The sequence below is a fragment of the Chryseobacterium sp. A301 genome, assembly GCF_054489425.1.
Window position 1 is genome coordinate 354612 of sequence record NZ_JBTMWY010000003.1, and the last position, 25077, is coordinate 379688.

General features: G+C 41.1%; 21 protein-coding genes. 14 read left to right on the plus strand and 7 right to left on the minus strand.

Going from position 1 to position 25077, the window contains the following annotated elements; genetic code table 11:
• Positions 1–51 precede the first annotated feature (51 nt).
• The 3 genes from ACX3PU_RS07545 to mutY form a co-directional block, all read right to left on the minus strand.
• Positions 52–1881, minus strand: coding sequence for a peptidylprolyl isomerase (locus ACX3PU_RS07545; RefSeq protein WP_459084363.1), 1830 nt, complete (start codon positions 1879–1881; stop codon positions 52–54).
• A 12-nt stretch (positions 1882–1893) separates the two neighbouring features.
• Complete coding sequence (locus ACX3PU_RS07550; RefSeq protein ID WP_459084365.1) at positions 1894–2823, minus strand: PfkB family carbohydrate kinase; 930 nt, start codon at positions 2821–2823, stop codon at positions 1894–1896.
• Between the two features lie 156 nt (positions 2824–2979).
• The gene (mutY, locus tag ACX3PU_RS07555; RefSeq protein WP_459084367.1) at positions 2980–4038 is read right to left on the minus strand and encodes an A/G-specific adenine glycosylase; all 1059 of its coding nucleotides are present in this window, start codon (positions 4036–4038) and stop codon (positions 2980–2982) included.
• 251 nt (positions 4039–4289) lie between these two features.
• Here mutY and ACX3PU_RS07560 point away from each other — a divergent pair, with 251 nt between their 5' ends.
• The 12 genes from ACX3PU_RS07560 (at position 4290) to ACX3PU_RS07615 (ending at position 16121) form a co-directional block, all read left to right on the plus strand.
• On the plus strand, positions 4290–4664 hold the full coding sequence (locus ACX3PU_RS07560; protein WP_459084368.1) for an HU family DNA-binding protein: 375 nt from the start codon (positions 4290–4292) through the stop codon (positions 4662–4664).
• A gap of 244 nt (positions 4665–4908) precedes the next feature.
• On the plus strand, positions 4909–6465 hold the full coding sequence (locus ACX3PU_RS07565) for an Rne/Rng family ribonuclease (protein ID WP_459084369.1): 1557 nt from the start codon (positions 4909–4911) through the stop codon (positions 6463–6465).
• 118 nt (positions 6466–6583) lie between these two features.
• The gene (locus ACX3PU_RS07570) at positions 6584–7213 is read left to right on the plus strand and encodes an NUDIX hydrolase (protein ID WP_459084370.1); all 630 of its coding nucleotides are present in this window, start codon (positions 6584–6586) and stop codon (positions 7211–7213) included.
• A 28-nt stretch (positions 7214–7241) separates the two neighbouring features.
• Entirely contained in the window at positions 7242–8045 is an 804-nt protein-coding gene (locus tag ACX3PU_RS07575; protein ID WP_459084371.1) for a lysophospholipid acyltransferase family protein, read from the plus strand.
• Between the two features lie 12 nt (positions 8046–8057).
• A complete protein-coding gene (locus ACX3PU_RS07580) occupies positions 8058–8492 on the plus strand; it encodes a hypothetical protein (protein ID WP_459084372.1) in 435 nt (144 codons plus the stop codon).
• A gap of 14 nt (positions 8493–8506) precedes the next feature.
• Positions 8507–9055: a hypothetical protein gene (locus ACX3PU_RS07585; RefSeq protein ID WP_459084374.1), complete on the plus strand. Its 549-nt coding sequence runs from the start codon at positions 8507–8509 to the stop codon at positions 9053–9055.
• A gap of 294 nt (positions 9056–9349) precedes the next feature.
• A complete protein-coding gene (locus ACX3PU_RS07590) occupies positions 9350–10537 on the plus strand; it encodes a homogentisate 1,2-dioxygenase (RefSeq protein ID WP_459084375.1) in 1188 nt (395 codons plus the stop codon).
• Positions 10538–10659: 122 nt separating this feature from the next.
• On the plus strand, positions 10660–11937 hold the full coding sequence (locus ACX3PU_RS07595) for an acetyl-CoA hydrolase/transferase family protein (protein WP_459084377.1): 1278 nt from the start codon (positions 10660–10662) through the stop codon (positions 11935–11937).
• A 270-nt stretch (positions 11938–12207) separates the two neighbouring features.
• The gene (gene hppD, locus ACX3PU_RS07600) at positions 12208–13338 is read left to right on the plus strand and encodes a 4-hydroxyphenylpyruvate dioxygenase (protein ID WP_459084378.1); all 1131 of its coding nucleotides are present in this window, start codon (positions 12208–12210) and stop codon (positions 13336–13338) included.
• 50 nt (positions 13339–13388) lie between these two features.
• Entirely contained in the window at positions 13389–13835 is a 447-nt protein-coding gene (locus tag ACX3PU_RS07605; RefSeq protein WP_459084379.1) for a hypothetical protein, read from the plus strand.
• A 102-nt stretch (positions 13836–13937) separates the two neighbouring features.
• Positions 13938–15185, plus strand: a complete 1248-nt coding sequence (gene fahA / locus ACX3PU_RS07610; RefSeq protein ID WP_459084380.1) for a fumarylacetoacetase — start codon at positions 13938–13940, stop codon at positions 15183–15185.
• Positions 15186–15236: 51 nt separating this feature from the next.
• Positions 15237–16121, plus strand: a complete 885-nt coding sequence (locus tag ACX3PU_RS07615; RefSeq protein WP_459084381.1) for a flavin reductase family protein — start codon at positions 15237–15239, stop codon at positions 16119–16121.
• 217 nt (positions 16122–16338) lie between these two features.
• Here ACX3PU_RS07615 and ACX3PU_RS07620 read toward each other — a convergent pair whose 3' ends face one another.
• The 4 genes from ACX3PU_RS07620 to polA all read right to left on the minus strand — a co-directional run bounded on the left by ACX3PU_RS07620 (position 16339) and on the right by polA (position 23799).
• Positions 16339–17172: a TerC family protein gene (locus tag ACX3PU_RS07620; RefSeq protein ID WP_459084382.1), complete on the minus strand. Its 834-nt coding sequence runs from the start codon at positions 17170–17172 to the stop codon at positions 16339–16341.
• 269 nt (positions 17173–17441) lie between these two features.
• On the minus strand, positions 17442–17909 hold the full coding sequence (locus ACX3PU_RS07625) for a nucleoside deaminase (protein ID WP_459084383.1): 468 nt from the start codon (positions 17907–17909) through the stop codon (positions 17442–17444).
• A 130-nt stretch (positions 17910–18039) separates the two neighbouring features.
• A complete protein-coding gene (locus tag ACX3PU_RS07630; RefSeq protein WP_459084384.1) occupies positions 18040–20898 on the minus strand; it encodes a M16 family metallopeptidase in 2859 nt (952 codons plus the stop codon).
• A 63-nt stretch (positions 20899–20961) separates the two neighbouring features.
• The gene (gene polA, locus ACX3PU_RS07635; protein ID WP_459084385.1) at positions 20962–23799 is read right to left on the minus strand and encodes a DNA polymerase I; all 2838 of its coding nucleotides are present in this window, start codon (positions 23797–23799) and stop codon (positions 20962–20964) included.
• A 109-nt stretch (positions 23800–23908) separates the two neighbouring features.
• Here polA and ACX3PU_RS07640 point away from each other — a divergent pair, with 109 nt between their 5' ends.
• Together ACX3PU_RS07640 and ACX3PU_RS07645 are read left to right on the plus strand one after the other, a co-directional pair.
• Positions 23909–24688: a HipA family kinase gene (locus ACX3PU_RS07640; protein ID WP_459084386.1), complete on the plus strand. Its 780-nt coding sequence runs from the start codon at positions 23909–23911 to the stop codon at positions 24686–24688.
• A complete protein-coding gene (locus ACX3PU_RS07645; RefSeq protein WP_459084387.1) occupies positions 24675–25058 on the plus strand; it encodes a DUF3037 domain-containing protein in 384 nt (127 codons plus the stop codon). The genes ACX3PU_RS07640 and ACX3PU_RS07645 overlap by 14 nt, the downstream gene beginning before the upstream one ends.
• Positions 25059–25077: the final 19 nt, after the last annotated feature.

Below are 25077 nucleotides of genomic sequence, written 5' to 3' on the forward strand. Positions count from 1 at the left end.
AGTTTGCAAAATTAGGATTCTTCGCGGATTCCGCTCAAAATAAACTTATAATTATTTCTTAAAATTTTTCTCTAGGTCCTGCATAAATGCAGCGGGCACCACGATTTGAGTTTTTGCTCTCTGTTCCTGCAAAATCCCCTTGAGTCTTTCTTCCGTCACTCTAGCAATCACATCCTCTTTGGCCTCTTCAAAGCTCATTAACGTTCGAGGTGTAATTTTATCAATCGCAATGACTACGTCGCGCGCACTCATTTTGGTTGAAAAGACCCCTTTTTTAAAGGGTACCTTATATTGGGTGAAGATTTCAGCATCGCTATACATTTCACCTTCTTGGAAGGAAACTAGAACTTTATTTTCTTTATTCAACTTCCCCTCGTACTTCTTTTTAAGCTCTCCCCATTTGTTTGGATCTTCTATGGCTTTTATTACAGACTTCGTTAGACTCTCGTCACTCAAAATCGCCACTCTACCCTGGGCCATTTCCTCCCATTGAAATTCATTTTTATTGGCGTTGTAAAAACGTCTGAGATTTGCATCAGAAGCATCTACTTCGCTTTTAAGAAGATCAGAGTAAATATACTCAGAAAAAAGCATTCTACGTTCGGTTTCAAGAGCCGTTTTCACCTGCGGTTTTGCGAAAAACTCTTGGGAATACACACTGTACAAATCGCTTTTGATTCGTAGGTCTAAAAGGGATTTCCACTGGGAAGGTGTAACCGTATCCAAGTTTTGATAAAGCTGCTCCACTTGCGCCTTGAGTGTTTTGTAGTCCATCGAATGGTTCTTGTATCTCCATAGGATTGCATTCGGATTGGAAAAACTCTTAAAACTCGCATACGATTTCTCTAGGTTTTTAAAGTCATCGGTTAGACTAAAATCCGGACTCGTTTGCCTTTGATTAATCACCTGATCTTCCAAAGCCTGCAGGTAATTGCTATTTAGCATATCTGCACGAAAAAGCTCTTTGGTTTTGTCCGTCACTTCGTAAGGAACCAAGTCATAGATATAGAAAACATAATAGTTCCCATCAAAAAGCACAGGTTCTTTTGTGTACTCTCCCGCCTTCATGCCTTTTAGTGCTGCATACACGTGGTCAGGTAAACTTGGAGACCCCATCACGGCACCTCCAGCATTAATTTCATTTTGAGTCGTTCCAAATTCTTTGGTCACCTCGTTGAAAGCCTTTCCTGAGGTAAGCGCCTTGTAGATTGCTGCTTTTTGTTTCGGTGCATTTGCATCGTCCGCATACCTAAGCGTTCCAAAGATCATATACCCCAAGCTAGGTCTGGTACTGACTAACTTTGCAAAGGTTACGCTGCGTCCTTGATCGTGTAACCTCGTGTACCCCCCTGCTTTGGCCGCCATTAACTCTTTATATAGATCCTCACCAATTAAGCCCGGCTTAATGTAAATCGGTTTAATGTCCTTTTTGATGTAGGTTGAAATAGCCTGATCCATTGTCATCTTACCACTCACCACATCCTGATAAACTTTGGTGTAATCGGTGGTATCTCCCTCTTCCTTCTCCAAAGTGAACACATGCACGAGCCTCTCTAGTTTATTGGCCTGCACGTATGACTGAGTCATGCGCTCCACTTGTGCAGGGTCGAAAAAATACTGATCATGCAACTCCTGAATTTTCTGCGCCATTCGCTGGCGAAAATGCATCGTCGTGTCTGCCTTTTTCTCTTCTGCCAGTTGCTGAAAGAGCAAGAAATCTTGCGTACTTGTTAGGGTTTGAGTGATGCCGACAGACTTCAAAGTCTGTTCATTGTCTTTTTTAAAATCCTGAAGCGAAATACTGTCTGAACCTACAGTCATGACTTGCGCAAAACCGAGTCCTGAAAGGAGCGTAAGGGATAGATATACTATTTTTTTCATATAATCTTAAGATTAATCGAAGTACAAATCTACTTCAAATGTCGTTAATTGTTTGAATGCGTTGACCCGGGTACGCAAGTCTTCCACACTTACTTTTTGAAGTCTTTCCGTTCCGAACTCCTCCACCGTGTAGGAAGCCATGGCAGACCCTACAATGAGTGCGGATTTCATGTTCTCGAAGGACAAATCTGAAGTTTTTGCTAAATGTGCAGCAAAGCCTCCTGCAAAAGTATCTCCTGCCCCTGTCGGGTCGAAAACGTCTTCTAGCGGAAGAGCGGGAATGGCAAAGATTTTTCCCTCATGGAAAAGAAGAGCACCGTGTTCTCCTTTCTTTATAATCACATAGGTAGGTCCCATTTCATGAATCTTTTGCGCTGCTTTTACCAAAGAATACTCTCCGGAAAGTTGACGCGCTTCTTCGTCATTAATGGTGATCACATCGGTTCTTTTAATCATTTCTAAAAGAGTCTCTAATGCAGTGTCCATCCAGAAATTCATCGTATCTAAAATCACAAGCTGTGGACGCGTTTGCATTTTATCCAGTACCGACAGTTGAATGGAGGGATGAAGATTTCCTAGCATTAGAATTTCTGCATTTTGCGCATCCTGCGGCACTTTTGGATCAAAATTCTCCATGACGTTCACTTCCGTTACAAGCGTATCCCTGGTATTCAAATCGTTGTGGTATTTGCCACTCCAAAAGAATGTTTTTCCTTCCTTGATGATTTCAATTCCCTCGGTCTTTATGTTTCTAGATTCTAAAAGATCTAAATATTCTTGAGGAAAATCTCCTCCTACCACGCTCACTAAACTTACATCGGTTCTAAGAACCGAAGCGGCAAGACCAATAAAGGTAGCAGCACCTCCTAATATTTTATCTGTTTTTCCAAAAGGGGTCTCGATCGCATCAAAAGCGACGGAACCTACAACCAAAAGTTTCATTTATTTCCGTTTAATTTATCATTTAAAAGGGTGCTCAAGAAACCCTCGTGCCTGCCCTTTGCGACTTAGGAAATAAGGACTTGTGCCTCATTTCATTTTTTATTCGCGCGAGGCAAAAATACGGTTTTTCGCTTAATAAAAACACTTCGTACTTTTCTATCGCTTTGTCTTCTCTAAATTGCCCTCTCCAATCTGATTATTCTTTGCCCATTCTTTGATGAATTGATCTAACGGACGAGGAAAAGATTTGAGATTGGAGTCTTGAAAGGCCATAGGGAAAACTCCAGAATCTCTTGAATACAGTTTAAAATCGTCTTGAGAATTCAACTTAACTGTATGGATTCGTATGCTCATCGTTCTATGGGAGAGCTGATGACGAATTTCAAGGCTATCTATCCCCTGGGAGCTTAGAGATTCTGGAAGCTCCTGTGGGAATTCGTAGAGGCGTTTCCAAATGGAACTTTCGTCCCTTTGCCGAACTAAAAAAACATCCTCATGGTACACAAAATAATAACGGAGCGATTCCACTCCCACTTTTACCTTTCGGGATTTCACAGGAAACTTCTGCTGCGATCCTACTGCGTAGGCAAGACAGGTCGAATTCAAAGGACACTCTATGCAGTTTGGGTTTTGAGGCTTGCATATACTCGAGCCTAAATCCATGACCGCCTGATTAAATCCGCCTGGATCCTCCGTAGGCATGAGTCTTTGCGCAAGCTGGGCAAAGTGCTCGAAAGCTCCCGAACTCGTCACATCAAATCGATCAGCGAAATAACGAGACCAAACCCGGTACTGATTCCCATCAATCGCCACTTTTGGCTCTTGAAAACAAATACTGGCTATGGCAGCAGCCGTATATTTCCCGATACCTCTCAAGTGAAGAAGGGAATCGTAATCCCTTGGAAAAATTCCATCCAAATCCTTTTGAACCTGAATACTTGCCTTGTGCAAATTAATCGCACGGCTATAATACCCTAGTCCCTTCCAATAAAGAAGTACTTCATCTAAGCTTGCCTCACTTAGTTCTTGCACTGTAGGAAAACGCTCAATGAAACGCTCATAGTATTGAGTGCCTTGAGCTACCCTTGTTTGTTGCATAATAATTTCCGAGATCCAAATGGAATAAGGATCTTTCGTTTCACGCCAGGGTAGCGATCGCGAATGCTGATGGTACCACAGCAAAAGCTGCTGTCCCATTTCAACGTCTGTCTTCATTGGCGCGCAAGATATTAAACTTATTTAGGATAGAAAATATGGACTTCAAAAATTTATTTAGTACTTGAAAGAGAAAAGCTAAAAAAGAGACTCGCAGAAGACCCCTATTTAATAGAGATTCAAAAAAAAGGCAACTCACAATCAAAAATTCACAATCAAGAATTGCAGATTCCAAGAATTTCGATGCAAAATAGAGTGGAAATTTTCCTCGATTGAAAAACCGTTACCGACTCAGAGTCAGACTTTAATCAATGTTAAGAAAATCAGGCTTTTGTTTGTTTCAATTCAAAAAATCTTCTTATATTTGCACACCAAAATTAAAAACAATTAAGGAAATGACAAAGGCAGAATTGGTAAATACGATCTCCACCAAATTGGGTACAGAAAAGAACGAAACCCAAAAAGTAATAGAAGCATTTATGCAGGAGATAAGAACCTCAATGTACAATGGTGACAATGTATACTTAAGAGGTTTTGGATCTTTCATCATTAAAACAAGAGCAGCGAAGACAGGAAGAAACATTTCTAAAAATACGGCCATTGAAATTCCAGCGCACAACATCCCCGCTTTCAAGCCGTCAAAAAGCTTCGTGGAAAAAGTGAAAACGAAAGTAGCAGTAAAATAAAAATTTAACTAAAATATTAACCTTAACACATTACGACAATGCCAAGCGGAAAGAAAAGAAAAAGACATAAGGTAGCGACGCACAAAAGAAAAAAAAGAAGAAGAGCTAACAGACACAAGAAAAAGAAATAGTTTTTCTAGAACAATATAATAATATAGTTGATGAAGCTTTATTCATTAACTATATTTTTGTTTAAACACAGTTTGTAGCCCTATCAACCCAAGTCTAACAATAAATTAGAGCAATGAAAAAAGAACTTATCATTTCTCATGAAAATGAGCGCACGAAAATTGCGATGCTCGAAGACGGTAGGCTTTTTGAAATCCACGAAGAAGAGGACAACAGAGAGTTTAGTGTCGGCGATTTATTTTTAGCTCGAGTTAGAAAACTTGCACCGAACCTTAATGCAGCCTTCGTCAATATCGGATACGAGAAAGACGCATTCTTGCATTACCAAGATTTAGGACCCGATTATTTAAGTTATCAGAAGTTTCTGAAAGATACGTTTGCAAAACGTCATCAAACTTCTAGCCTCAAAAATTTTCCGGTTCAAAAAGAAATTAACAAATACGGCACCATAGACAAGGTGCTGTCCAAAGACGATGTGGTTCTGATTCAAATCACGAAAGAACCCATCTCTACGAAAGGACCTCGAATCTCTACTCAAATCTCCCTAACGGGCCGATTTTTAGTTTTGATTCCTTTTGACAACAAAGTTTCGATTTCTAAAAAGATCAAAAGTGCGGAAGACCGTGAACGACTTCGTACCTTAATTGAAAGCATTAAACCCGAAGGCTTCGGTGTGATTATTCGCACCGTAGCAGAGGGTAAAAAAGTCGCTGAGCTTCATAACGATATGAACCAGCTGATTCACAAATGGGAATCGACTTTCAAAAACATTCAAAAGCAAAAAGTCCCTTCAAAGATTTTAAGTGAAGAAGATAGAGCGTCTGCTATTTTGCGAGACAATTTCAACCAAGATTTCACCGGAATCATTTCCGATGATGAAAACATGGTCCAGGAAATTACCCACTACCTAGAGGTTATTGCCCCGGAAAGAAAGAACATTGTCCAGCATTACGATTCTCATATCCCACTCTTAGAATATTACAATGTGGAGAAACAACTCAAGCAGAGTTTCGGTAAACACGTGAATATTCCAAGCTCAAAGGGTGCTTATTTGGTCATTGAACATACCGAAGCTCTTCATGTGGTGGACGTAAATTCAGGTCCGAATATCGCCTCAAGCACGACCAATAAGGACCACGCACTTAGTGTGAACAAAATGGCCGCCACCGAAGTAGCTCGACAACTTAGGCTAAGAGACATGGGCGGAATTATTGTCGTAGACTTCATTGACATGAGCAGTGCCGATCATCGCAAACAACTCTACGAACATCTTCGTGAGGAAATGCGTAGAGACAAAGCAAGACATAAAATCTTACCTCCAAGTAAATTTGGACTGATTCAAATCACTCGACAAAGGGTGAGACCTGAGAAGCAAATTAAAACGGCGGAGCAAAATCCGAACACGGACGGTGAGATCTTAGCACCGATTGTCGTGGTCGAAAGAATGGAAGAGCTCATAAGAAACAGAATGCAGAAGGAAAAAGGAAAACTTTACCTTCACGTTCACCCTTTCGTTGAGGCTTACCTCACAAAAGGAATCATGAGTATTCAAACTAAATGGTACCTAAAGTATAAAAAATGGGTTACCATTATCCCTAGGGATAGTTTTAAGTATTTAGAATATCGTTTGTACAATGCAAACAAAGAGGAAATCGCAAGTTACTCGAACTAAAAATAAGCGCATGAGCGCAAAAAAAAAGGTCTCTACTTGTAGGGACCTTTTTGCGTGAGATCCTAATTTTAACCTTTCCTTAAAACTTCTGCACGAAGATTTTGACTAAATTTGTGAAATGCAAGTTTTTGGTAGAGATTTTCTAGAACGAATTAAAAAGGCAGATTTACATGGAGAATCGGCCCACTCAAGATACTCCCCTCCTTACCGTCCCCTTTTCACTCATGAACAAATCGTCAGTCGAGATCCAAGGTACGCGGCGGTCAACATACTTCTTTACCTTAAAGACGGAGAGTGGCATTTTCCCTTAATGGTTCGTACGCATAATATAAACGATCGACACAGCGGGCAGATTTCCCTTCCTGGTGGCAGCCGAGAACCCGACGATTTGGATTTTGCACATACGGCGAAAAGGGAAACCAGTGAAGAAATGGGAATTGACATTCATTACATTCGCGTTGTGCGAGAAATTTCTCCCATTTACATTCCACCTAGCAATTTTTACGTGTATCCCTACATATCGTATACGGGAAAGAACCCTACCTTTGTTCTTCAAAAAAGCGAAGCGATGGAGCTCATCGAATTCCCGGTCTCTTCGTTTATGACCCTAAAAGATACGCCCGAACTAATGGTTCTTCCTGACTCGAGAGGACAGAAGGTACCGGTCATTAATTTCAACGGCTATATCATCTGGGGAGCGACCTCAATGATCCTAAGTGAATTTAGTCACTTGCTGAAAAATTTGTAAATTCGCACTCTATTTTACCAGGTAATCAATGGCTAAAAAAAATATTTTTACCGATGCATTCGGTACTCCCTATTTTCTAAAACGACTAATCATTTTTATTTTAGGAATGGTTTCTTATCGTCGTTTTAATGGGTTTAATAAATTGAAAATTACAGGATCTGAGCATTTCAAAGATCTTCCGGATTCAAACGTACTCTTTGTATCCAATCACCAAACCTATTTTGCCGACGTGGCAGCCATGTACCATGTGTTTTGCTCGGTCAACAATGGCTATCTGGACACGATTAAAAACCCAGTGTACTTACTCAATCCCAAAGTGGATTTTTATTACGTTGCGGCCGAAGAAACGATGAACAAAGGGATTCTTTCTCGGATTTTCAAACTCGCGGGCGCCGTCACAGTAAAAAGAACTTGGCGTGCAAAAGGAGAAAACGTAAATCGAATGGTGGACATGAGCGAAGTGGATAATATCATGAAGGCACTTGACAATGGCTGGGTCATCACCTTCCCTCAAGGAACCACTGCTGCATTCGCCCAAGGAAGAAAAGGAACAGCAAAACTCGTTAAACAACAAAAACCCATCGTGGTTCCCATCAAAATCAACGGATTTCGAAGGGCTTTTGATAAAAAAGGATTGAAAATCAAAGTGACGGGAGTGAAACCTACGCTAGAAATCAAAAAGCCGCTTGACATTGACTACGAGAACGATACGGCCCAACAAATCTTAGATAAAATTATGGCAGCCATCGAACAGACCCCTGATTTCAATGTGCTTCACGATTACGAAAAAGAACGAAGTAGCAAAAGCGAAATTCAAAATACAAGTCTTTAAACACCCAAACCCATGAAGAAACTCCTATTAATTTTACTGATTGGATGCCTTTACAGCTGTACAAACCAGTCGGTATTTGAGCACTACGAATTAAGTTATAGTCGCAGTGGCGGATATGCACCGATCTACGAAAACCTTCTTATTGAAGGAAACACGGCTCGTTTTTATTTTGAAGGACAGAACCAAAAATACAATAAGAAAACCAGCATCTCTAATGAAGAGAAAGCTCTCATTCAAAAAGCAATTGAGACCAGTAAACTCAAAGAAATTCGCGAGGACTACAAGAAAGTTTACGACAACATCACCACCACGATCAAGGTAAAAACTCCAAACGAAAAGCTCTTCAAAGACGATGGTAGCTTTATCATTCCAGAACATCAAGCTAGATGGAATTCAATAATTCAAGCATTTGAATCGTTTATCCAGGCCAAAAAACTAAGACAATAAAAGGTAGTCCACGTATGTCAAATTCTGCATTGCATGACTTTAGTAACAAAACAAGAGTCTCGATCGTTACAAATCACCAATCGATCGCAAAATTCATTATTCACGTTCTTGAATTCAATCAAAAATCGATTTTCTATCAATTGGAAGGGGAATCGCTGGTCGAAAGCCCCGGAAGCGATTTCGTTTTGGTAGAACATCAAAACTTAGAAAAAGCAGCTGAGTTCGAGCCCAATATAGTTCTTGTGACTACTTCGCCCTTATATAAGCAGTATCAAACTCTACTCAACCAAATTGTAAATGGCGGAATCCTAGTGTATCCGGCCAAGGCCTTAGAGCTTCATAAGGAGTTAAAAACAGCACCAAGTTTTTTTCGAAAGATTCCCTATGAGGTTTCGATTCTTGAGTCCCATTATTTAAAAACCTCCATTGGATCAATTCCCTTGACGCTAGAAGATGAAATCCTTATTGAACATTTGGAGGGACTCCAGCACCTTTTGCAGCACCTAGGAATCATGGAAGAGGAATTCTATGAAGCGCTAATGGCCTTTGAAATGCAATCCTAAGGATAGATCTACAAAGTCTTAGGCTTTCCTTAAACTTAAAGTAAATTTTCCTGCCTGTTTCCTTTGGAGACAGGCAGTTTTTTAAGTTCTCTTTTAAACGAGCACGCTGAAAAGCATGGCGCCTTAGGAAACGAAAGTGCTGAATTGAAAGTCCTCTTTAGCGTGCCTCCTTTTAGCACTTTTTGCCTGCAAACAAACTTTCAAGTTATTAGAAGCCTCATTCCTTTCCAAATACAAGCCGAAGTCAAGGAATCCAAAATTTTAATTAAATTTACAAGAATCAAACTTTGTATCATGCATTACATTCAAGAAGGGAAAATTCCCCCAAAAAGACATACGGTTTTTAAATCCGAATCGGACTCGTTCTATTACGAACAACTTTTCGGCACAGAAGGCTTTCACGGCATTTCCTCTCTGCTTTACCATTTGCATCGACCCACTCAAATCAAAACGATTGGAGAACCAAAAGATGTAGCTCCCAAAATAGCAGTGGCAAGGAATGTAACCCCGCGAATGTTTAAGGGAATGAACGTAACGCCTGAAGATGACTTTCTTGAAAGTCGTAAATTTCTAATGGTGAACGATGATCTTAAAATGGGACTTGCCAAACCGCGCCATTCCATGGATTATTTTTACAAAAATGCCCACTGCGATGAACTACTTTATGTGCACGAAGGATCGGGCACATTAAAAACATTCTTAGGGAATTTAAACTTTGAATTTGGAGATTATTTAATCTTACCTAGGGGAACGATCTATCAACTTGATTTTGACACGGACACCAATGTATTTTTCATTTTAGAAAGCAATTCGCCAATTACCACTCCGTCGCGTTATCGGAATGAATTTGGTCAACTTTTAGAACATTCACCTTTCTGTGAGCGAGACATTACGACTCCAAAGCTAGAGACCCCGGTAGATCAGATTGGCGATTTTTTAATTAAAGTAAAGAAACAGGATCAAATTTGGGATTTCACCTATGCGACTCATCCTTTTGACGTCGTAGGTTGGGATGGATTTTTCTACCCCTACAAGTTTAACATCAAGAATTTCGAGCCTATTACAGGCAGAATCCACCAACCCCCGCCTGTTCATCAGAATTTCCAAGCACATAATTTTGTAGTTTGCTCCTTTGTGGCTAGAATGTATGATTATCACCCCGAGTCCATTCCTGCCCCTTACAACCATTCCAACATTGATAGTGACGAAGTGCTCTTCTATACAGAGGGCGATTTTATGAGTCGGAACCATATTGATTTGATGGATTTCACCCTGCATCCCGGTGGGATTGTGCACGGACCTCATCCCGGGGCCATGGAGCGCAGCATCGGCAAGAAATTCACCGATGAATTCGCAGTGATGGTTGATCCTTTCCGCCCTCTTAAACTCACGGAAGAAGCCTTAAAAGTGGAGGATCCTTCCTACATGACGTCCTGGCTTGACTCTCCTGAAAACAATATTAAGGACCGTCTGATGGAATAATGAGTGTGATATCTTTGATGAAACATAGGCCTCGTTTGACAAATATCATCTTTCCTTTGCGCCTTAAATCCCGTATCTTTGAAATAGCTCATAAATTCAGCAACTAAACAAAATTTACTATCATGCTTAACTATGTAAGTCCTCAAGAAGCAGTTTCTGTCATTCACAGTGGAAACCGCGTCTTTTCTCACGGAAGTGCCTGTACACCAAATATTCTTCTAGATGCTCTTGCCGAAAGAGCTCCCGAGCTACGCAACGTCGAGTTTGTCTCCATTACACAACAAGGGAACATGGAAGTGGCAAAAGAACAGTACAAGGATAGCTTTTATATCAACTCTTTGTTCACCTCTACTCCTGTTCGTCAGGCAGTCAATTCCGAGCATGGCGATTACGTTCCTGTATTCTTAAGTGAAATTCCTATTTTATTTCGCGACGGATACTTACCGATTGATGTCGCACTCATCACCGTTTCTCCCCCAGACCAACATGGATATTGCACTTTAGGAACCTCAGTGGATGTAGCACGGAGTGCTGTAGACACCGCGAAAATCATCGTTGCGGTTGTGAATCCAAAGATGCCACGTACGCATGGCGATGGCAACGTCCACGTCTCAAAAATCAGCAAAGCGGTTTGGAATGAAGAAGAATTACTCACGGTGGATTACGGAGCTAAAGTAGGGGCTGAAGAACTTCTTATTGGAAAGAATGTAGCCGAATTAATTGACGATCGCTCCACCTTACAAATGGGGATTGGAACCATTCCAGATGCGGTATTAAAAAGCCTTGGCAATCATAAAGATCTAGGTATTCATACGGAGATGCTAAGCGACGGGGTCATTGATCTTATCAAAAATGACGTAGTTAACAACAAATACAAAGGTACTCACAACAACCAAACCATTACCAGCTTTTGCTTTGGGACGCGCCGACTGTATGATTTTGTGGACGACAATCCCTCCATCACATTTTTAGATGTGAAGCACGTGAACTACCCTATCAACATCATGAAAAACCACAAAATGACCGCGATCAACTCCGCGATCGAAGTCGATTTGACCGGACAGGTTTGCGCCGACTCTATCGGAACGTTTCAGTTTAGCGGAATTGGAGGTCAAATGGACTTCATGAGAGGAGCAGCTCTTAGTGAAGGAGGAAAACCAATCATTGCCATTTCCTCAAGAACGAAAAAAGGAATTCCACGGATTGTGCCTCACCTGAAATTAGGAGCAGGAGTTGTGACCACTAGAGGGCATATGCACTGGGTTGTCACGGAATACGGCGCTGTCAATCTTTATGGAAAAAATCTTCGACAAAGAGCACAACTGCTTATCAGCATTGCCCATCCGGACGATCGTGACATGCTAGAGCGGGCCGTTTTTGAGCGATTCAAACAGAATTAAACCTTTTCAAAAGGCAGTTTTTTTAAACTGCCTTTTTTATACTCTTCATTTACCCCCCCAAGTAGATACTTGCACCGCCATTTCTAGCGGAAACTCATTGCAACGCAGTTTTATTTTGCGTTGACTTACTTGGCGCAGAAAGAATTCAAGTTCCAGTGGACCTATAAAAAAAGCAACCAAACGATTCTCAAAAGACAAGAAATCAACCCTTTAAAGTTTCAGATTATTTGTTTAAATTAGGGCAATCAAACTTCAAAGAACTACCCTTATATGTCAAATTTAACCTTTGCAGAAAAAATTGCAAAAGCAGAAAACTTCCTTCCTATCAATGGGACAGATTACATTGAATTCTATGTGGGCAATGCAAAACAAGCAGCGCACTTTTACAAAACGGCATTTGGATTCCAAAGTGTCGCCTATGCGGGACCGGAAACAGGCGTAAGAGACCGTGCAAGCTACGTTTTGCAACAGGGCAAAATAAGACTGGTTTTAACTACAGGATTAAAATCAGACTCTCCAATTAATGAACATGTAAAAAAGCATGGGGACGGAGTCAAAATCCTAGCCCTTTGGGTTGACGATGCAACGAGTGCGTTTGAGGAAACCACCAAAAGAGGGGCTAAACCTTACTTAGAACCAACCACCATTCAAGACGAACAGGGCGAAGTGGTTCGTTCTGGCGTCTATACGTACGGAGAAACCGTGCATATGTTTGTAGAGCGAAAAAACTATTCTGGACTCTTTATGCCAGGGTATCGCAAGTGGGAATCGACCTACAATCCAAGTGAAGTAGGCCTACTTTATGTAGACCATTGTGTAGGCAACGTGGGGTGGAATCGTATGCTTCCCGTAGTAAAATGGTATGAGGAAGTAATGGGCTTTGTCAATATACTTAGTTTCGACGACAAACAGATCAATACAGAATATTCCGCCTTAATGTCAAAAGTGATGAGCAACGGAAACGGGTTTGCAAAGTTCCCAATTAACGAGCCTGCAGAAGGCAAAAAGAAATCACAAGTAGAGGAATACCTTGACTATTACGAAGACGAAGGTGTACAACACATTGCTGTGGCTACAAAAGATATCATTCGAACGGTCACCGATCTTAAAGCTCGAGGCGTCGAATTCCTGTCGCCTCCACCGGAAGCCTATTATGAAATGGTACCAACCCGAGTAGGAGAAATTGACGAAGATTTAAGAAAACTCCAAGATCTCGGAATTCTAATTGACCACGATGAGGAAGGGTATTTACTTCAAATCTTCACAAAACCGGTTGAGGATAGACCGACTCTCTTTTTTGAAATCATCGAACGACACGGAGCACAAAGCTTTGGTGCAGGAAATTTCAAAGCACTTTTTGAAGCTTTAGAACGCGAACAGGAATTACGAGGAAATCTTTAAAATTGGTTTGGATTGATATTTGTAATCTTATTGAGGTAAAAAGTAACACAATGAGAAAACTATTATTAATGATAGGTATATTTTTAGCTTTCGGAAATGTGCACGCACAGTTCGAGAAAGCGAATTACCGTCTAGCCAAATTGAAAAAGCAAAATCCGGGATTCAAATCGCTCAAGAACGTCGATTTAGAGGCTCAAAAATTTGTTTTAATCAAAGATTTCGAAGACCATACAGAACGTCAAATTATAAGCGTGACCGGTAATCAAGCAACATATGTCGAAGTATTTGATGACAAAGCTTTAAAAAAGAGTAGTTCCAATGTCTTTTCAGGAGATGTGATCAAATCCGATTCGGGGGTTCTTTCCTTTCGATTTGATGAACTTGAAGGAAATAAACTACCACTTCCCATCGCAAAAAACTTTGTTGCAATGGAAAAGGATAACACCTTGGTTTTGGTCGATGTAAACACCAAAGATCGATGGATTAGCTATCCGTAAAGTAGAAGGCTGTAAAGGCTTTATACATCTAAGAAAAAGCAGGTTCATAACCCTTCGAGGTTATGAACTTTTTTTTATATATTTAAGTTCTAAATTTAACTTATGAAATCATTCGTATCCTATCCTGAAAATTCAGACTTCTCTATACACAACATTCCGTTTGGTGTGGCCGTTTTCGATAAAGAATACATCGCCTGCGCAACCCGAATTGGAGACATTGTCATTGACCTGGCCACCTTATATGATTTCGGCTATTTCAATGACGTAGATGGACTTCAGGACAATATATTTGAAGCCTACACACTTAATGAACTCATTGAACTAGGCAAACCCATCACAAAAAGCATACGAGAAAAAATTCAGTCTCTGCTTTTGGAGGGATCTTCTCTTTCGAAGGACGAAAAAAGCATTGAAGAATGCTTTTTCAACCTAGACCAAGTAAAAATGCTTATGCCAGTGCATGTAGCAAATTACACGGATTTTTACTCTAGCATTGAACATGCCACAAACGTAGGAAAGTTATTCCGCGATCCCGAGAATGCACTTCTTCCAAATTGGAAACATTTGCCGGTTGCTTACCACGGAAGAGCTTCTTCCATTGTGGTTTCAGGAACTGAAATCATTAGGCCCAAAGGGCAAACCAAAGCGAAAACAGAACCACTTCCTACCTTTGGACCGTGTAACCAACTTGACTTTGAGTTAGAACTCGGGTTTATTGTAAACCAAAACACCGAGATGGGCGATCACATTAGTGTCGAACAAGCTGAGGATGCCATCTTTGGTTTAGTACTCTTTAACGACTGGTCAGCTCGGGATATTCAATCTTGGGAATACGTTCCCTTAGGTCCCTTCCTTGCTAAGAATTTCGCAAGTTCGATCTCCCCTTGGGTGGTGACACTTGAAGCTTTAGACCCATTCCGAACGGAATCTCCGAAACAAGAACCAGAAGTATTAGAGTATTTAAGATCTTCTGGCAAAAAGAACTTTGATATTAACCTAGAAGTGGGGCTTACTCCGGACAAAGGCACCGAAGTAATTCTTACCCAAACCAATTTCAAGACGATGTACTGGAATATGGCTCAACAGCTTGCTCATCATACGGTCAATGGATGCAATGTCGAAGTAGGCGACTTGTATGCTTCCGGAACGATCTCGGGCACGGAACCGGATTCTTTTGGTTCTATGCTTGAGCTTACGTACCGCGGAGAAAAGCCCCTTGTGCTGAACGACGGGCAGAAACGAAAATTCCTAGAGGATCATGACACGGTATCCATGCGTGGTTGGGCAGAAAAAGACGGCATTCGTGTCGGCTTTGGGGAAGTTGTGGGAACGATACTTCCCGCAAAATAAACGGGTCATGGGTAGACCTATACCCTTCTCTAATCTATAAAAACAATTTCTTTGAAAACAATTGATCCAAAAGACTTAAGTTCGCAAGATCTCCAAACCTTAATGCAAACGGCAATTGCGCCTAGGCCTATTGCCCTTGCCTCTACGATTAATAAAAAAGGGGAACCCAACTTATCCCCTTTCAGCTTTTTCAATATGGTTTCTACGGTCCCGCCCATTCTTGTATTTTCGCCCTCAAGAAGAGTTCGTGACAACACAACAAAACATACCTTAGAAAATATCATTGAAACGAATGAGGTTGTAATTGGGATTGTAAATTACGACATCGTTCAACAGGTGAGTCTCAGTTCCACGGAATACGAAGAAGGCGTTAATGAATTTGTGAAAGCAGGTTTTACGATGATGGAGGGTGTAAAAGTAAAACCTAAACTCATTGCGGAATGCCCAGTTAATTTTGAATGCCGTGTTCTTATCGTTCAATCCTTAGGCTCGGAAGGGGGCTCTGGGAACTTGGTGATCTGCCAAGTGGAACATATTCACATAGATCCAAAATACTTGGATTCGAAAGGAAGACTAGACCAAATGAAATTAGATCTCGTTTCTCGCCTCGGCGGTCCCTATTACGGTCGAAACAATGAGGCCAACTTATTTAAAGTCCCAAAACCTTTAACTAAAAAAGGAATTGGGTTTGACAACTTACCCAAAGTCATTTTAACGAGTACAGTACTTACAGGAAACGATTTGGCCTTGCTTGCCAATGTGGAGACCGTTCCGGAAGGTCATTTTTCAGCAGACAAAGAAATTCACCTTAAAGCGCAGGCTCTTCTCCTTGAGGGAGAGGTCGAGCAGGCTTGGAAAACGCTTGGACGTCCCACAACCGACGAAGATCAAAAATTAGATATTCTGCGACACATATTTAGCATCATTAAGAAATAAGACTCGCGTACGCATTTCTTTACCCTCTAAAGGTTCCCTCACGTAAATTATGTAGAGGGAATTTTTATTTCTTTCTAGGATCTCCATGCTCTACTATTCTGTACGTATAGGATATGGAACAGACTTTATAATGAATATTTCCCAATGCATTTTGGCTTAAGTCGAATTCATTGGCTTTTCTAGGATCTGTATCCATTTGAGAGGATACGATTCTACTCTATGGATTCTCCGAATCCTTGATTTCAAAATTCTTTTCGAGTTCAGGACTAATTTTTCTGAGGTTCTCGGCGCGGCTCCGGAAACGAATATTAAGCACTTCAACGACAAGACTAAATGCCAAACAGGAGTAAATAATATTTTTACTAACATGTTGATGTATACCTTCGGCGACAAGCATTACCCCAATCACAACCAAGAAGGCCAACGCTAGCATTTGCAGGCTGGCATGCTTATTAATAATGGCAGAAATTGGACCGGCAAAGAGCATCATAATTCCCATGGAAATCACGACCGCAATAATCATAAGCATTACGTTATCCACAAGGCCAATTGCAGTTAGAATGGAATCGAGCGAGAATACCATGTCAATCAGGATGATTTGTAAAATGACCATGGTCAAAAGGCCACTAACACCGGACTTTGTAGTAGAACTTACTTCATGTTCTTGGAATTGCATCTTCGAATGAATTTCAAATGTACTCTTACCTATCAGGAAAATACCTCCCGCCAATAGAATCAAATCTTTCCAACTTAATGCCAACTGACCTTCTCCATTGGGCTCCATAAACCAGTCAAGTGTGAGCACGGGATCTTTCAAACCGATGATCCAACTAATCATTAAAAGGAGAACAATCCGGAAAATCATGGCAAACGCAAGTCCAATATTCCGTGCGAATCTTCTTCTTTCTTTTGGTAATTTATCGGATATAATAGAGATGAAAATAATATTGTCAACTCCCAGAACAATTTCTAAAAAGGTCAAAGTCAATAGAGAAACCCAAATTTGAGGATCCGCGAAATTGGGCCAGTCTAGAGCAGCAAATAAATCCATTTTTATGATCTTAATTTAAGCTTCGAAGATAATTTATCTCATTGAAATACATACTATTTTACTTCCTCTTTTTTCTTCGTAAATCAATATTTATTTTGCTTTAAGCACAGAAGGAAAAATGGCAGAAGATTGCCTTTATGCATGATATACCACTATATAGGACAGCAGTTTAATACCAAGTTTGTATAATCCCTTTAACTAAGGATTTTCAAAGCGTAGGAAAGCCTATTTCCCTTGTGAACAACCTGCATGAGTTTGCGAGCGATCACCTACTCTAAATTTGAAAGATACTCTGTGAATTGATCGTTTAAGATTTCACATTCGTGTTTCAACAAACCGCTTTTAATCTCTGGCCTTCTACCCCATTTGGGAATCGTTTCGGTTTCAAGAATTTTAAACTCTGAAGATTGGCCCCCTAGAAGAGGCACGTGCAATCCAAATCTAATTCTTCCAATTTGATGGTGTCTAATCACATAAGAGCACATAAGACAAGGTTCATGAGTCGAGTACAAAATGCAATGAGGCAAAGCCTCTGCAAAGCCATTTTTCAACGCGTCTTGTATGGCTAGAATCTCCGCATGCTTTGTTATATCACCGGAGGATTTCCCAGACTCTATTCCTCTACCGATGATTTGATGCTCATGCACAAGCAAAGACCCAACAGGTGGATTCCCATTTTCTAGTGCCATTTTTGCGAGCTCAATGCATTCATGCATATACATTCGATCCTTTTCCATAGTCCTTTCTTTTGAAAAATAGCAGCAACGTAAAAAACCAAGACTTTCTTAGCCCTAAACTTGGGTACATCAATTCTATTGCAAAGCCAAAATGGCTTCGCAGGTTAATTCTTTCTAACTTAAATAGCGTCTAGAAATTAAATAATTCATCTAAATCTAGCTCGACTACTGTCCCTAGGGTTTCAAGTTCAGAAAAATCTAGTTCCTTTCGGTTTCCAATCAATGCCATATTGTACTTCAGACCGTTAATTCGGTCTTGGTAGAAGGAGGCTAATTGTTCAAACGTTAAACTTTCAATTTGTTTGTACATCTCTTCTCGAATGTCATAATCGACGCCTAGTTTCTTTAGTCGATGGTGATTACTGAATATCGCACTGCGTCGAATCCTTCCGGAAGCAATCCGCTTAAGCGCCTGGGATTTTGAGCTCTCGAATTGGGACTTATAGTAAGGAAGTTCTTTCATTAACTGATCCATTGAATTGAGAGCTATACTCAATTTATCACTTTGCGTTCCTAAAAAACTAAGCAAATAATCGGGCTCGCCTATGCGATTTGCCGTTTGGTACTGAGCATAAGCAGAATACGCTAAACTTTTACGCTCCCGAATCTCTTGGAAAACAATACTTGAAAGACCACTGCCAAAATATTCATTAAATACATTTGCGATTCCAAAGGTTTTCGGATTCACCACTTCTGACCTTCCTACTTTGGAAAGTTCAACCTGGACCATATCGTAATTAACAAAATATAAAATACCCTCACCTTTCGGAGTATCGTAGGTTTGAGGCTTGGGTATTCCCCTCGTCTCTGGCTCGATAAATGGGGTAATATAACGAACAAAGGCTTCCAAATCATTCCCGTAGAAAAACAGTTCGTACGGAAAGGAAAACAGGGACTTCGTGTTTTGCACAATTTCAACGCAGGAAAGAGCTTCGAGATCTTCTTTTGATATCACATCTCTCAGACGTGAATTTTTGCCGAATTTCGCATAGCTCCTAAGGGCACTACTTATCTTTCCTTTGTCATTCTTAGCCACTTCACGACTTTCCACAATGCTTTGAACAAATTCCAGATACACGTTTTGGTCCGCTTCAAGCTCCTTAATCCAATGGTTTAAAAGACGAATTCCCTCATTTAAGTTCTGTTCCAGGCCTGAAAGAACAATGCTCAATTCATCCGAAGTAATTTGGAAATCAAATGTGATCCCTAGCTTGAAAAATTCTAATTTTAAGGCTTCATTGCTATATTTCGAGGTCCCCAAATACTGAAGGAGATAAATAGCAAGCTCCAGGGTTTTGTCATGATCTTTCCCCATTGGAAAAATATAGAAGAGTTGCGCCCTTTCGTTCAGAGGATTCTTCACATAGCTCAGTGTTTTCCCGTTTGCATTTCGGGTTGTGATTTTTGCTTTGTAATCGATGAACTCAGGTTCAATTTGTGAACTCTCCATGTGAAGAAGTGATTTCGCAAATTCACTCTGAGCTTCTTGGTTCAATTCTACCGGTGTAATGCCTGGATTTTCCACCCGAATGAGGTCAGGATTTGCTCCTTTTTCTTTGAAAATCTCTACGTAATTATCAATGAAAAATTCATTGGCAAATTCCATAATCTCCTGCTTGGTGATGGACTCATAGATAGAAAGTTCCTCAAGTTCTTGCTTCCAAGACTGCCCTCGAATATAGGTTTGATAGAGATTGGTTGCAAGCCCATCGGAGGACTCTAAACCTTTAATTTGTTGAAGTTTAAAATCATTGACAATGGCCCAAAGCATCCAATCCGGAAACTCACCCTTTTTTATTTTTTCTAGCGCCTCGAAAAGCAGTGCTTTCCCCTGCTCAAGACTTTGATTTTCTTTCGGTACTAAAACCAACGAAATCATTCCGTAATGTTTGAACCCCATGGCATAAGCACCTGCATAGAGGGCTTTTTGCTTGTTATTCACATCCAAATCCAGAAGTCCTACTTCCCCACGATTGGTCAGTAAACTTGAAATCATGTCTACAAGATAATACGCTCGAGTACCGTAACTCGGCGTCCTCCATCCTAAATGCAGTCTTGGAGAAGAAGGACTTTGAATCACAGAAGTCTGAATCTCAGTGAGAGGCTGTTCTACAATTTCCTCATCATCAGGGAGCTCCACGGGCGTAAAGGTTCCGAAATATTGATCCACCATTTCAATGGTTTCCTCGAATTGAAGATCGCCTACAAGAACCATGGCATAATTGTTCGGTACATAATACTGATCAAAATAAGCATGAATCGCCTTCATGGAAGGATTCTTCAAATGCACTGCCTTTCCTAAGGTCGTTTGCTGTCCGTTTGGATGGGTAGGGAACAGCAAACTCATCATCGTATCGTTCACCTGGCGAGAGTCTTGATCTTGCGCTCGGTTAAACTCTTCGTATACCGTTTCTAATTCGGTATGAAAGAGACGAAGAACCAATTCTCCAAATCGCTCTCGCTCCACTTTAAGCCATCGCTCTAATTCATTGGAAGGGATTGCATTTTTGTAAACCGTTTCATCAAGCCATGTATGTGCATTGGTTCCGGTTGCCCCTAAAGAGGAGACCAGTTTGTCGTATTCTCCTGCAATCGCATAGCTACTTGCCTTATGAGAAAGTGCATCGATCTGCTTGTAGATTTCCTTTTTATTTTCAGGAGAAGCCTTTTTATGCTCTTCGTATAGTTCTGAAATTTGATTGATTAACAAGGATTCTTTCTCCCAATCTAAAGTACCGATCTTAGAGGTTCCCTTGAAAAGCATATGTTCGAGATAATGGGCAAGCCCCGTATTGTCCTTAGGATCTCGGTTACTTCCTGTACGGACCGCGATATAGGTTTGAATTCTCGGGTGCTCTGAGTTGCTTGCCAAATAAACTTGAAGTCCATTTTTTAGCGTATAAAGTCTCACCTTGTGGGCGTCATTTTCGATCCATTCGTAGGTGTAGCCGTTTGCGTCGGTTGTGTATTTTTCTTCGTATTGTGTCATACTAATCTATCGTCAAAAGGGGCACTTTTTGATGTAGCCCCCTATTTTGTTTGTTTTTTAAATTTAATGGGCCTCTAGCCACGTATTGCCAACGCCTATCTCAACGGTTAAAGGAACCGCCGTTTCCACCGCATTTTCCATTTCGTGGCGCACGAGTTCTGTGGTCAACTCGAGTTCATTCTCAGGAACTTCAAACACTAATTCGTCGTGCACTTGCAAGAGCATTTTGGTTTCTAAATTCTGTTCTTTCAATTTTTGATCGATTCGGATCATTGCCAGCTTTATAATGTCCGCTGCTGACCCTTGAATGGGAGCGTTGACTGCATTTCTTTCCGAATGTGCTCTGACCACAAAATTGGCAGAATTAATATCTTTCAAATGGCGTTTACGTCCCATGAGAGTGGTGACAAATCCTTTTGCTTTCGCATTCTCGACCTGGCTTGCCATCCAAGCTTTTAATTTCGGGTAGGATTCATAATAGGCCTCAATCATCGCTTTCGCTTCTTTTCTCGAAAGTCCTGTTTGCTCCGCCAATGCGAAGGCACCTTGTCCATAAATAATACCAAAGTTCACCGTTTTGGCTTGGCTTCTCTGAGATTTTGATACCTCCTGAATTGGCAAATCAAAAAGCTTCGCAGCGGTCGCCGCGTGAATGTCTTCCCCTTCTTGAAAAGCCTTCAGCATATTGGTCTCATCTGAAATCTCCGCAATCAGTCGAAGCTCAATTTGAGAGTAGTCTGCCGCCAGAATCTTGCATCCGGGTTTCGCCACAAAAGCTCCACGGATCTGCTGCCCTCGAAGGGTTCGAATGGGAATATTTTGAAGGTTTGGATTAAGCGAAGCAAGTCTTCCGGTGGCGGCTGTGGTTTGTGAAAAACGCGTATGAACACGTTGATCCACGGGATCAATTTGCGTTGGAAGTGCATCGACATAGGTCGATTTTAGCTTCTGTAAAGTTCTGTATTCCAAAATGGGTTTAATCACCTCATGTTTCCCTAAAAGTTTCTGCAAAACCTCTTCGGAAGTAGCATATTGTCCGGTCTTGGTTTTCTTTGCTTTCGCATCTAACTCGAGTTTATCAAATAAGATTTCCCCGAGCTGACGAGGAGAATTCAGATTAAACTCCTGATCGACAAGTTCAAAAATCTGACGTTCTAAACCACGCAAATCCGATTCTAGATCTTGACTTTCCTTTTCGAGCCACGCTTGGTCTAATAGGATTCCTTCTAGCTCCATACCTGCTAGAACTTTTAAAAGGGGCATTTCTATAGTTTCAAAGACAGAGTCTAGCCCTTCCGTAACCAATTGAGGTGCAAAAAGTTCATACAATTGAAACGTGACATCTGCATCTTCACTTGCGTACGAAGTTTGAGTTTGTATATCGAGATCGGCAAAAGACAATTGATTCTTCCCTTTTTTCCCAATTAACCGCTCGAGGGGCACAGGTTCGTAGTTTAGGTACATTTCCGACAAATAGTCCATCCCGTGTCTCCCGTCTGGGTTTAACAGGTAATGAGCGATCATGGTGTCAAACAAAGGACCCTCAAATTGAATCCCGTAGCGGGTTAGTATTTTGTAGTCGTATTTTAAATTGTGTGCAATCTTAATGACTTCTTTGCTTTCAAAGAAGGGCTGAAAGAGTGCGAGGGTCGCTCTGGCCTGGGTTAGATCCGAGGAAATAGGAATGTAATAGCCTAATCCTTTTTTATAGCTAAAGCTAAGCCCCACCATTTGAGCATGCAATTCATCGAGTGAAGTCGTTTCCGTATCAAAACTGACCGCCTTTTGCGAGAGCAAATTTTGCACTAAGACACGCTGCATCTTGGGAGAGTCTATGGTTTGGTAGAAATGATCATTCTCTTCTAAAGTCAGTTTACTTGATGTGGCCCTTTCTAGCTGCTCAAAATCAGCAAACAGATCAAGCTGTACCCCATGCGCCGGATTCACAATTGAAGCTTTCTTATTAGGTGTAGATTCCGGTAAAATCGCACTCGTTTCCGTGGTGCTTTGAGGGGCAAAAGTTCGGTATAGAGTTTCGTAGAGTCTTCTGAATTCAATCTCATCAAACACTTCTCTTACTTTCTCAAAATCAGGAGTTTCCAGGTCGTACTTCTCATGGTCAAAATCGATGGGCACATCGCAAATAATCGTGGCAAGCGTCTTGGAAAGTCGCCCACGCTCCGCCGAATTCTCCACCTTTTCTCTTAGTTTTCCTTTCAATTCATGGGTGTGGTCTAAAAGATTTTCAAGGCTCCCGTAGGTTTGCAAAAACTTCATTGCTGTTTTCTCCCCAACGCCTTCTAGCCCAGGTATATTGTCTACGGCATCTCCCATCATGGCAAGAAAGTCTATCACTTGCTTTGGATCTTTAATCCCGTATTTTTCATTTACCTGCTCGACTCCTAAGATCTCAAAATCAGCTCCCCGGGAACCCGGCTTGTAGATTTTTATATTTTCCGTGACCAACTGCGCAAAGTCCTTGTCAGGAGTTACCATGTAAGTGGTATACCCCTGCTTTTCAGCCTTGCATGCAATGGTCCCAATTACATCATCTGCTTCATACCCTTCTATACCTAAAATGGGCACATGCATCGCTTCTAAAATTCGATGAATATACGGAACGGCAATTTTAATTGCCTCGGGCGTCTCACTGCGGTTGGCTTTGTACTCGGCATATTGCTCTGTTCTGACACTCGCCTTTCCCACGTCAAAAACCACTGCCAAGTGCGTTGGATTCTGCTTACGGATAAGCTCGATTAGAGAGTTGGTAAACCCGAAAATTGCAGACGTATCAATGCCTGTACTTGTTACTCTAGGGCTTCGGATGAGCGCGTAGTAGCCACGAAATATCATGGCAAAAGCATCCACTAAAAAAAGACGTTTATCGTGTGGTTGTGACATAGGGACAAAGATAAACAAAACTAGTTCAGCAACCTTTGCTTATAAACCGTCTTTTTGCCTCCATCAAATAAATCATGCAAAATAGAAACTTTAACCCTAAATTTGCCTTATGCAAGATCTATCCCTTCGTTCTGTCACCGTGACACGCTACATTCTTCCCCTTCGCGAAGGCGGAAGTCTGCCGGCTCTTGCCGAAGCCGACGACGATTTCAAATACGTTGTGAAATTTAAAGGCTCAGGACACGGCGTTAAAATGCTAATTTCCGAACTCATTGGAGGTACCCTTGCAAAACTACTTGGCTTAAATATGCCGGAACTTGTTCTGGTTCATCTTGGAGAAGAATTTGGTCAAACCGAAGGAGACGAAGAAATCCAAGATTTACTAAAATTCTCAAAAGGACTTAATCTAGGGCTCCATTATCTTTCGGGTGCCCTTAGTTACGAACCCAGCATGAAGGTAGATTATTTATTAGCTTCGAAAATCGTTTGGTTAGACTGCTTCATTACCAACATTGATCGCACTTACAAAAACACAAATCTTTTGTTATGGCACAAGGAGCTTTGGGTCATTGACAACGGCGCCTCCCTTTATTTTCATCACTCTTGGCAAAACTTTGACCAAGCGGCGAAATCTCCTTTTCCTTACGTGAAAGACCATGTGCTACTTCCGAAAGCCCATCGACTCGATCAGGCAGATGAATTTGCAAAGAGCATTCTAAACGACCAGACCCTATGGGAGGTCGTGAATTTAATTCCTATGGAGTGGCTCAAGTGGGAAGACACCGACCAAAGTCCGCAGGAAATCCGAGCGATTTACCACACGTTTTTGAAAACCAGACTTGATAACTCACACCTATTTCTAGACCATGCCAAAAATGCAAGAAAATAAATTGTACGAGTACGCGGTCATCCGATTGGTACCCCAAGTTGAACGCGAAGAATTTTTTAACGTGGGACTTATTCTATTCTCAAAAAAAGAAAAATACATTGAGTCTCGCATTCATCTTTGTGAAAAGAAATTTAATCTCATGCAAAGCAAACTGGATTTCCAGGAGGTAAAACAAAGTTTAGAAAACTTTCAACGCATTGCGAAGGGGGATCCTTCGTCTGGACCGATTGCTGAGCTCGATCTAACGGAACGTTTCCGCTGGCTCACGGCCCTTCGTAGTAGTTCCATTCAAACTTCAAGACCGCATCCAGGCAAAAGTTCAGATCTGCAGGCGACTTTTGAGCGTCTCTTCGAGGAATTGGTTCAATAGGGCTAAGGTTTCTGGATTC

Excerpts from the sequence above, each read along its gene's own strand:
- ACX3PU_RS07545 (WP_459084363.1), bottom strand. The coding sequence starts at position 1,881 with ATGAAAAAAATAGTATATCTATCCCTTACGCTCCTTTCAGGACTCGGT.
- ACX3PU_RS07550 (WP_459084365.1), bottom strand. The coding sequence starts at position 2,823 with ATGAAACTTTTGGTTGTAGGTTCCGTCGCTTTTGATGCGATCGAGACC.
- mutY (WP_459084367.1), bottom strand. The coding sequence starts at position 4,038 with ATGAAGACAGACGTTGAAATGGGACAGCAGCTTTTGCTGTGGTACCAT.
- ACX3PU_RS07560 (WP_459084368.1), top strand. The coding sequence starts at position 4,290 with ATGTTAAGAAAATCAGGCTTTTGTTTGTTTCAATTCAAAAAATCTTCT.
- ACX3PU_RS07565 (WP_459084369.1), top strand. The coding sequence starts at position 4,909 with ATGAAAAAAGAACTTATCATTTCTCATGAAAATGAGCGCACGAAAATT.
- ACX3PU_RS07570 (WP_459084370.1), top strand. The coding sequence starts at position 6,584 with ATGCAAGTTTTTGGTAGAGATTTTCTAGAACGAATTAAAAAGGCAGAT.
- ACX3PU_RS07575 (WP_459084371.1), top strand. The coding sequence starts at position 7,242 with ATGGCTAAAAAAAATATTTTTACCGATGCATTCGGTACTCCCTATTTT.
- ACX3PU_RS07580 (WP_459084372.1), top strand. The coding sequence starts at position 8,058 with ATGAAGAAACTCCTATTAATTTTACTGATTGGATGCCTTTACAGCTGT.
- ACX3PU_RS07585 (WP_459084374.1), top strand. The coding sequence starts at position 8,507 with ATGTCAAATTCTGCATTGCATGACTTTAGTAACAAAACAAGAGTCTCG.
- ACX3PU_RS07590 (WP_459084375.1), top strand. The coding sequence starts at position 9,350 with ATGCATTACATTCAAGAAGGGAAAATTCCCCCAAAAAGACATACGGTT.
- ACX3PU_RS07595 (WP_459084377.1), top strand. The coding sequence starts at position 10,660 with ATGCTTAACTATGTAAGTCCTCAAGAAGCAGTTTCTGTCATTCACAGT.
- hppD (WP_459084378.1), top strand. The coding sequence starts at position 12,208 with ATGTCAAATTTAACCTTTGCAGAAAAAATTGCAAAAGCAGAAAACTTC.
- ACX3PU_RS07605 (WP_459084379.1), top strand. The coding sequence starts at position 13,389 with ATGAGAAAACTATTATTAATGATAGGTATATTTTTAGCTTTCGGAAAT.
- fahA (WP_459084380.1), top strand. The coding sequence starts at position 13,938 with ATGAAATCATTCGTATCCTATCCTGAAAATTCAGACTTCTCTATACAC.
- ACX3PU_RS07620 (WP_459084382.1), bottom strand. The coding sequence starts at position 17,172 with ATGGATTTATTTGCTGCTCTAGACTGGCCCAATTTCGCGGATCCTCAA.
- ACX3PU_RS07625 (WP_459084383.1), bottom strand. The coding sequence starts at position 17,909 with ATGGAAAAGGATCGAATGTATATGCATGAATGCATTGAGCTCGCAAAA.
- ACX3PU_RS07630 (WP_459084384.1), bottom strand. The coding sequence starts at position 20,898 with ATGACACAATACGAAGAAAAATACACAACCGACGCAAACGGCTACACC.
- polA (WP_459084385.1), bottom strand. The coding sequence starts at position 23,799 with ATGTCACAACCACACGATAAACGTCTTTTTTTAGTGGATGCTTTTGCC.
- ACX3PU_RS07640 (WP_459084386.1), top strand. The coding sequence starts at position 23,909 with ATGCAAGATCTATCCCTTCGTTCTGTCACCGTGACACGCTACATTCTT.
- ACX3PU_RS07645 (WP_459084387.1), top strand. The coding sequence starts at position 24,675 with ATGCAAGAAAATAAATTGTACGAGTACGCGGTCATCCGATTGGTACCC.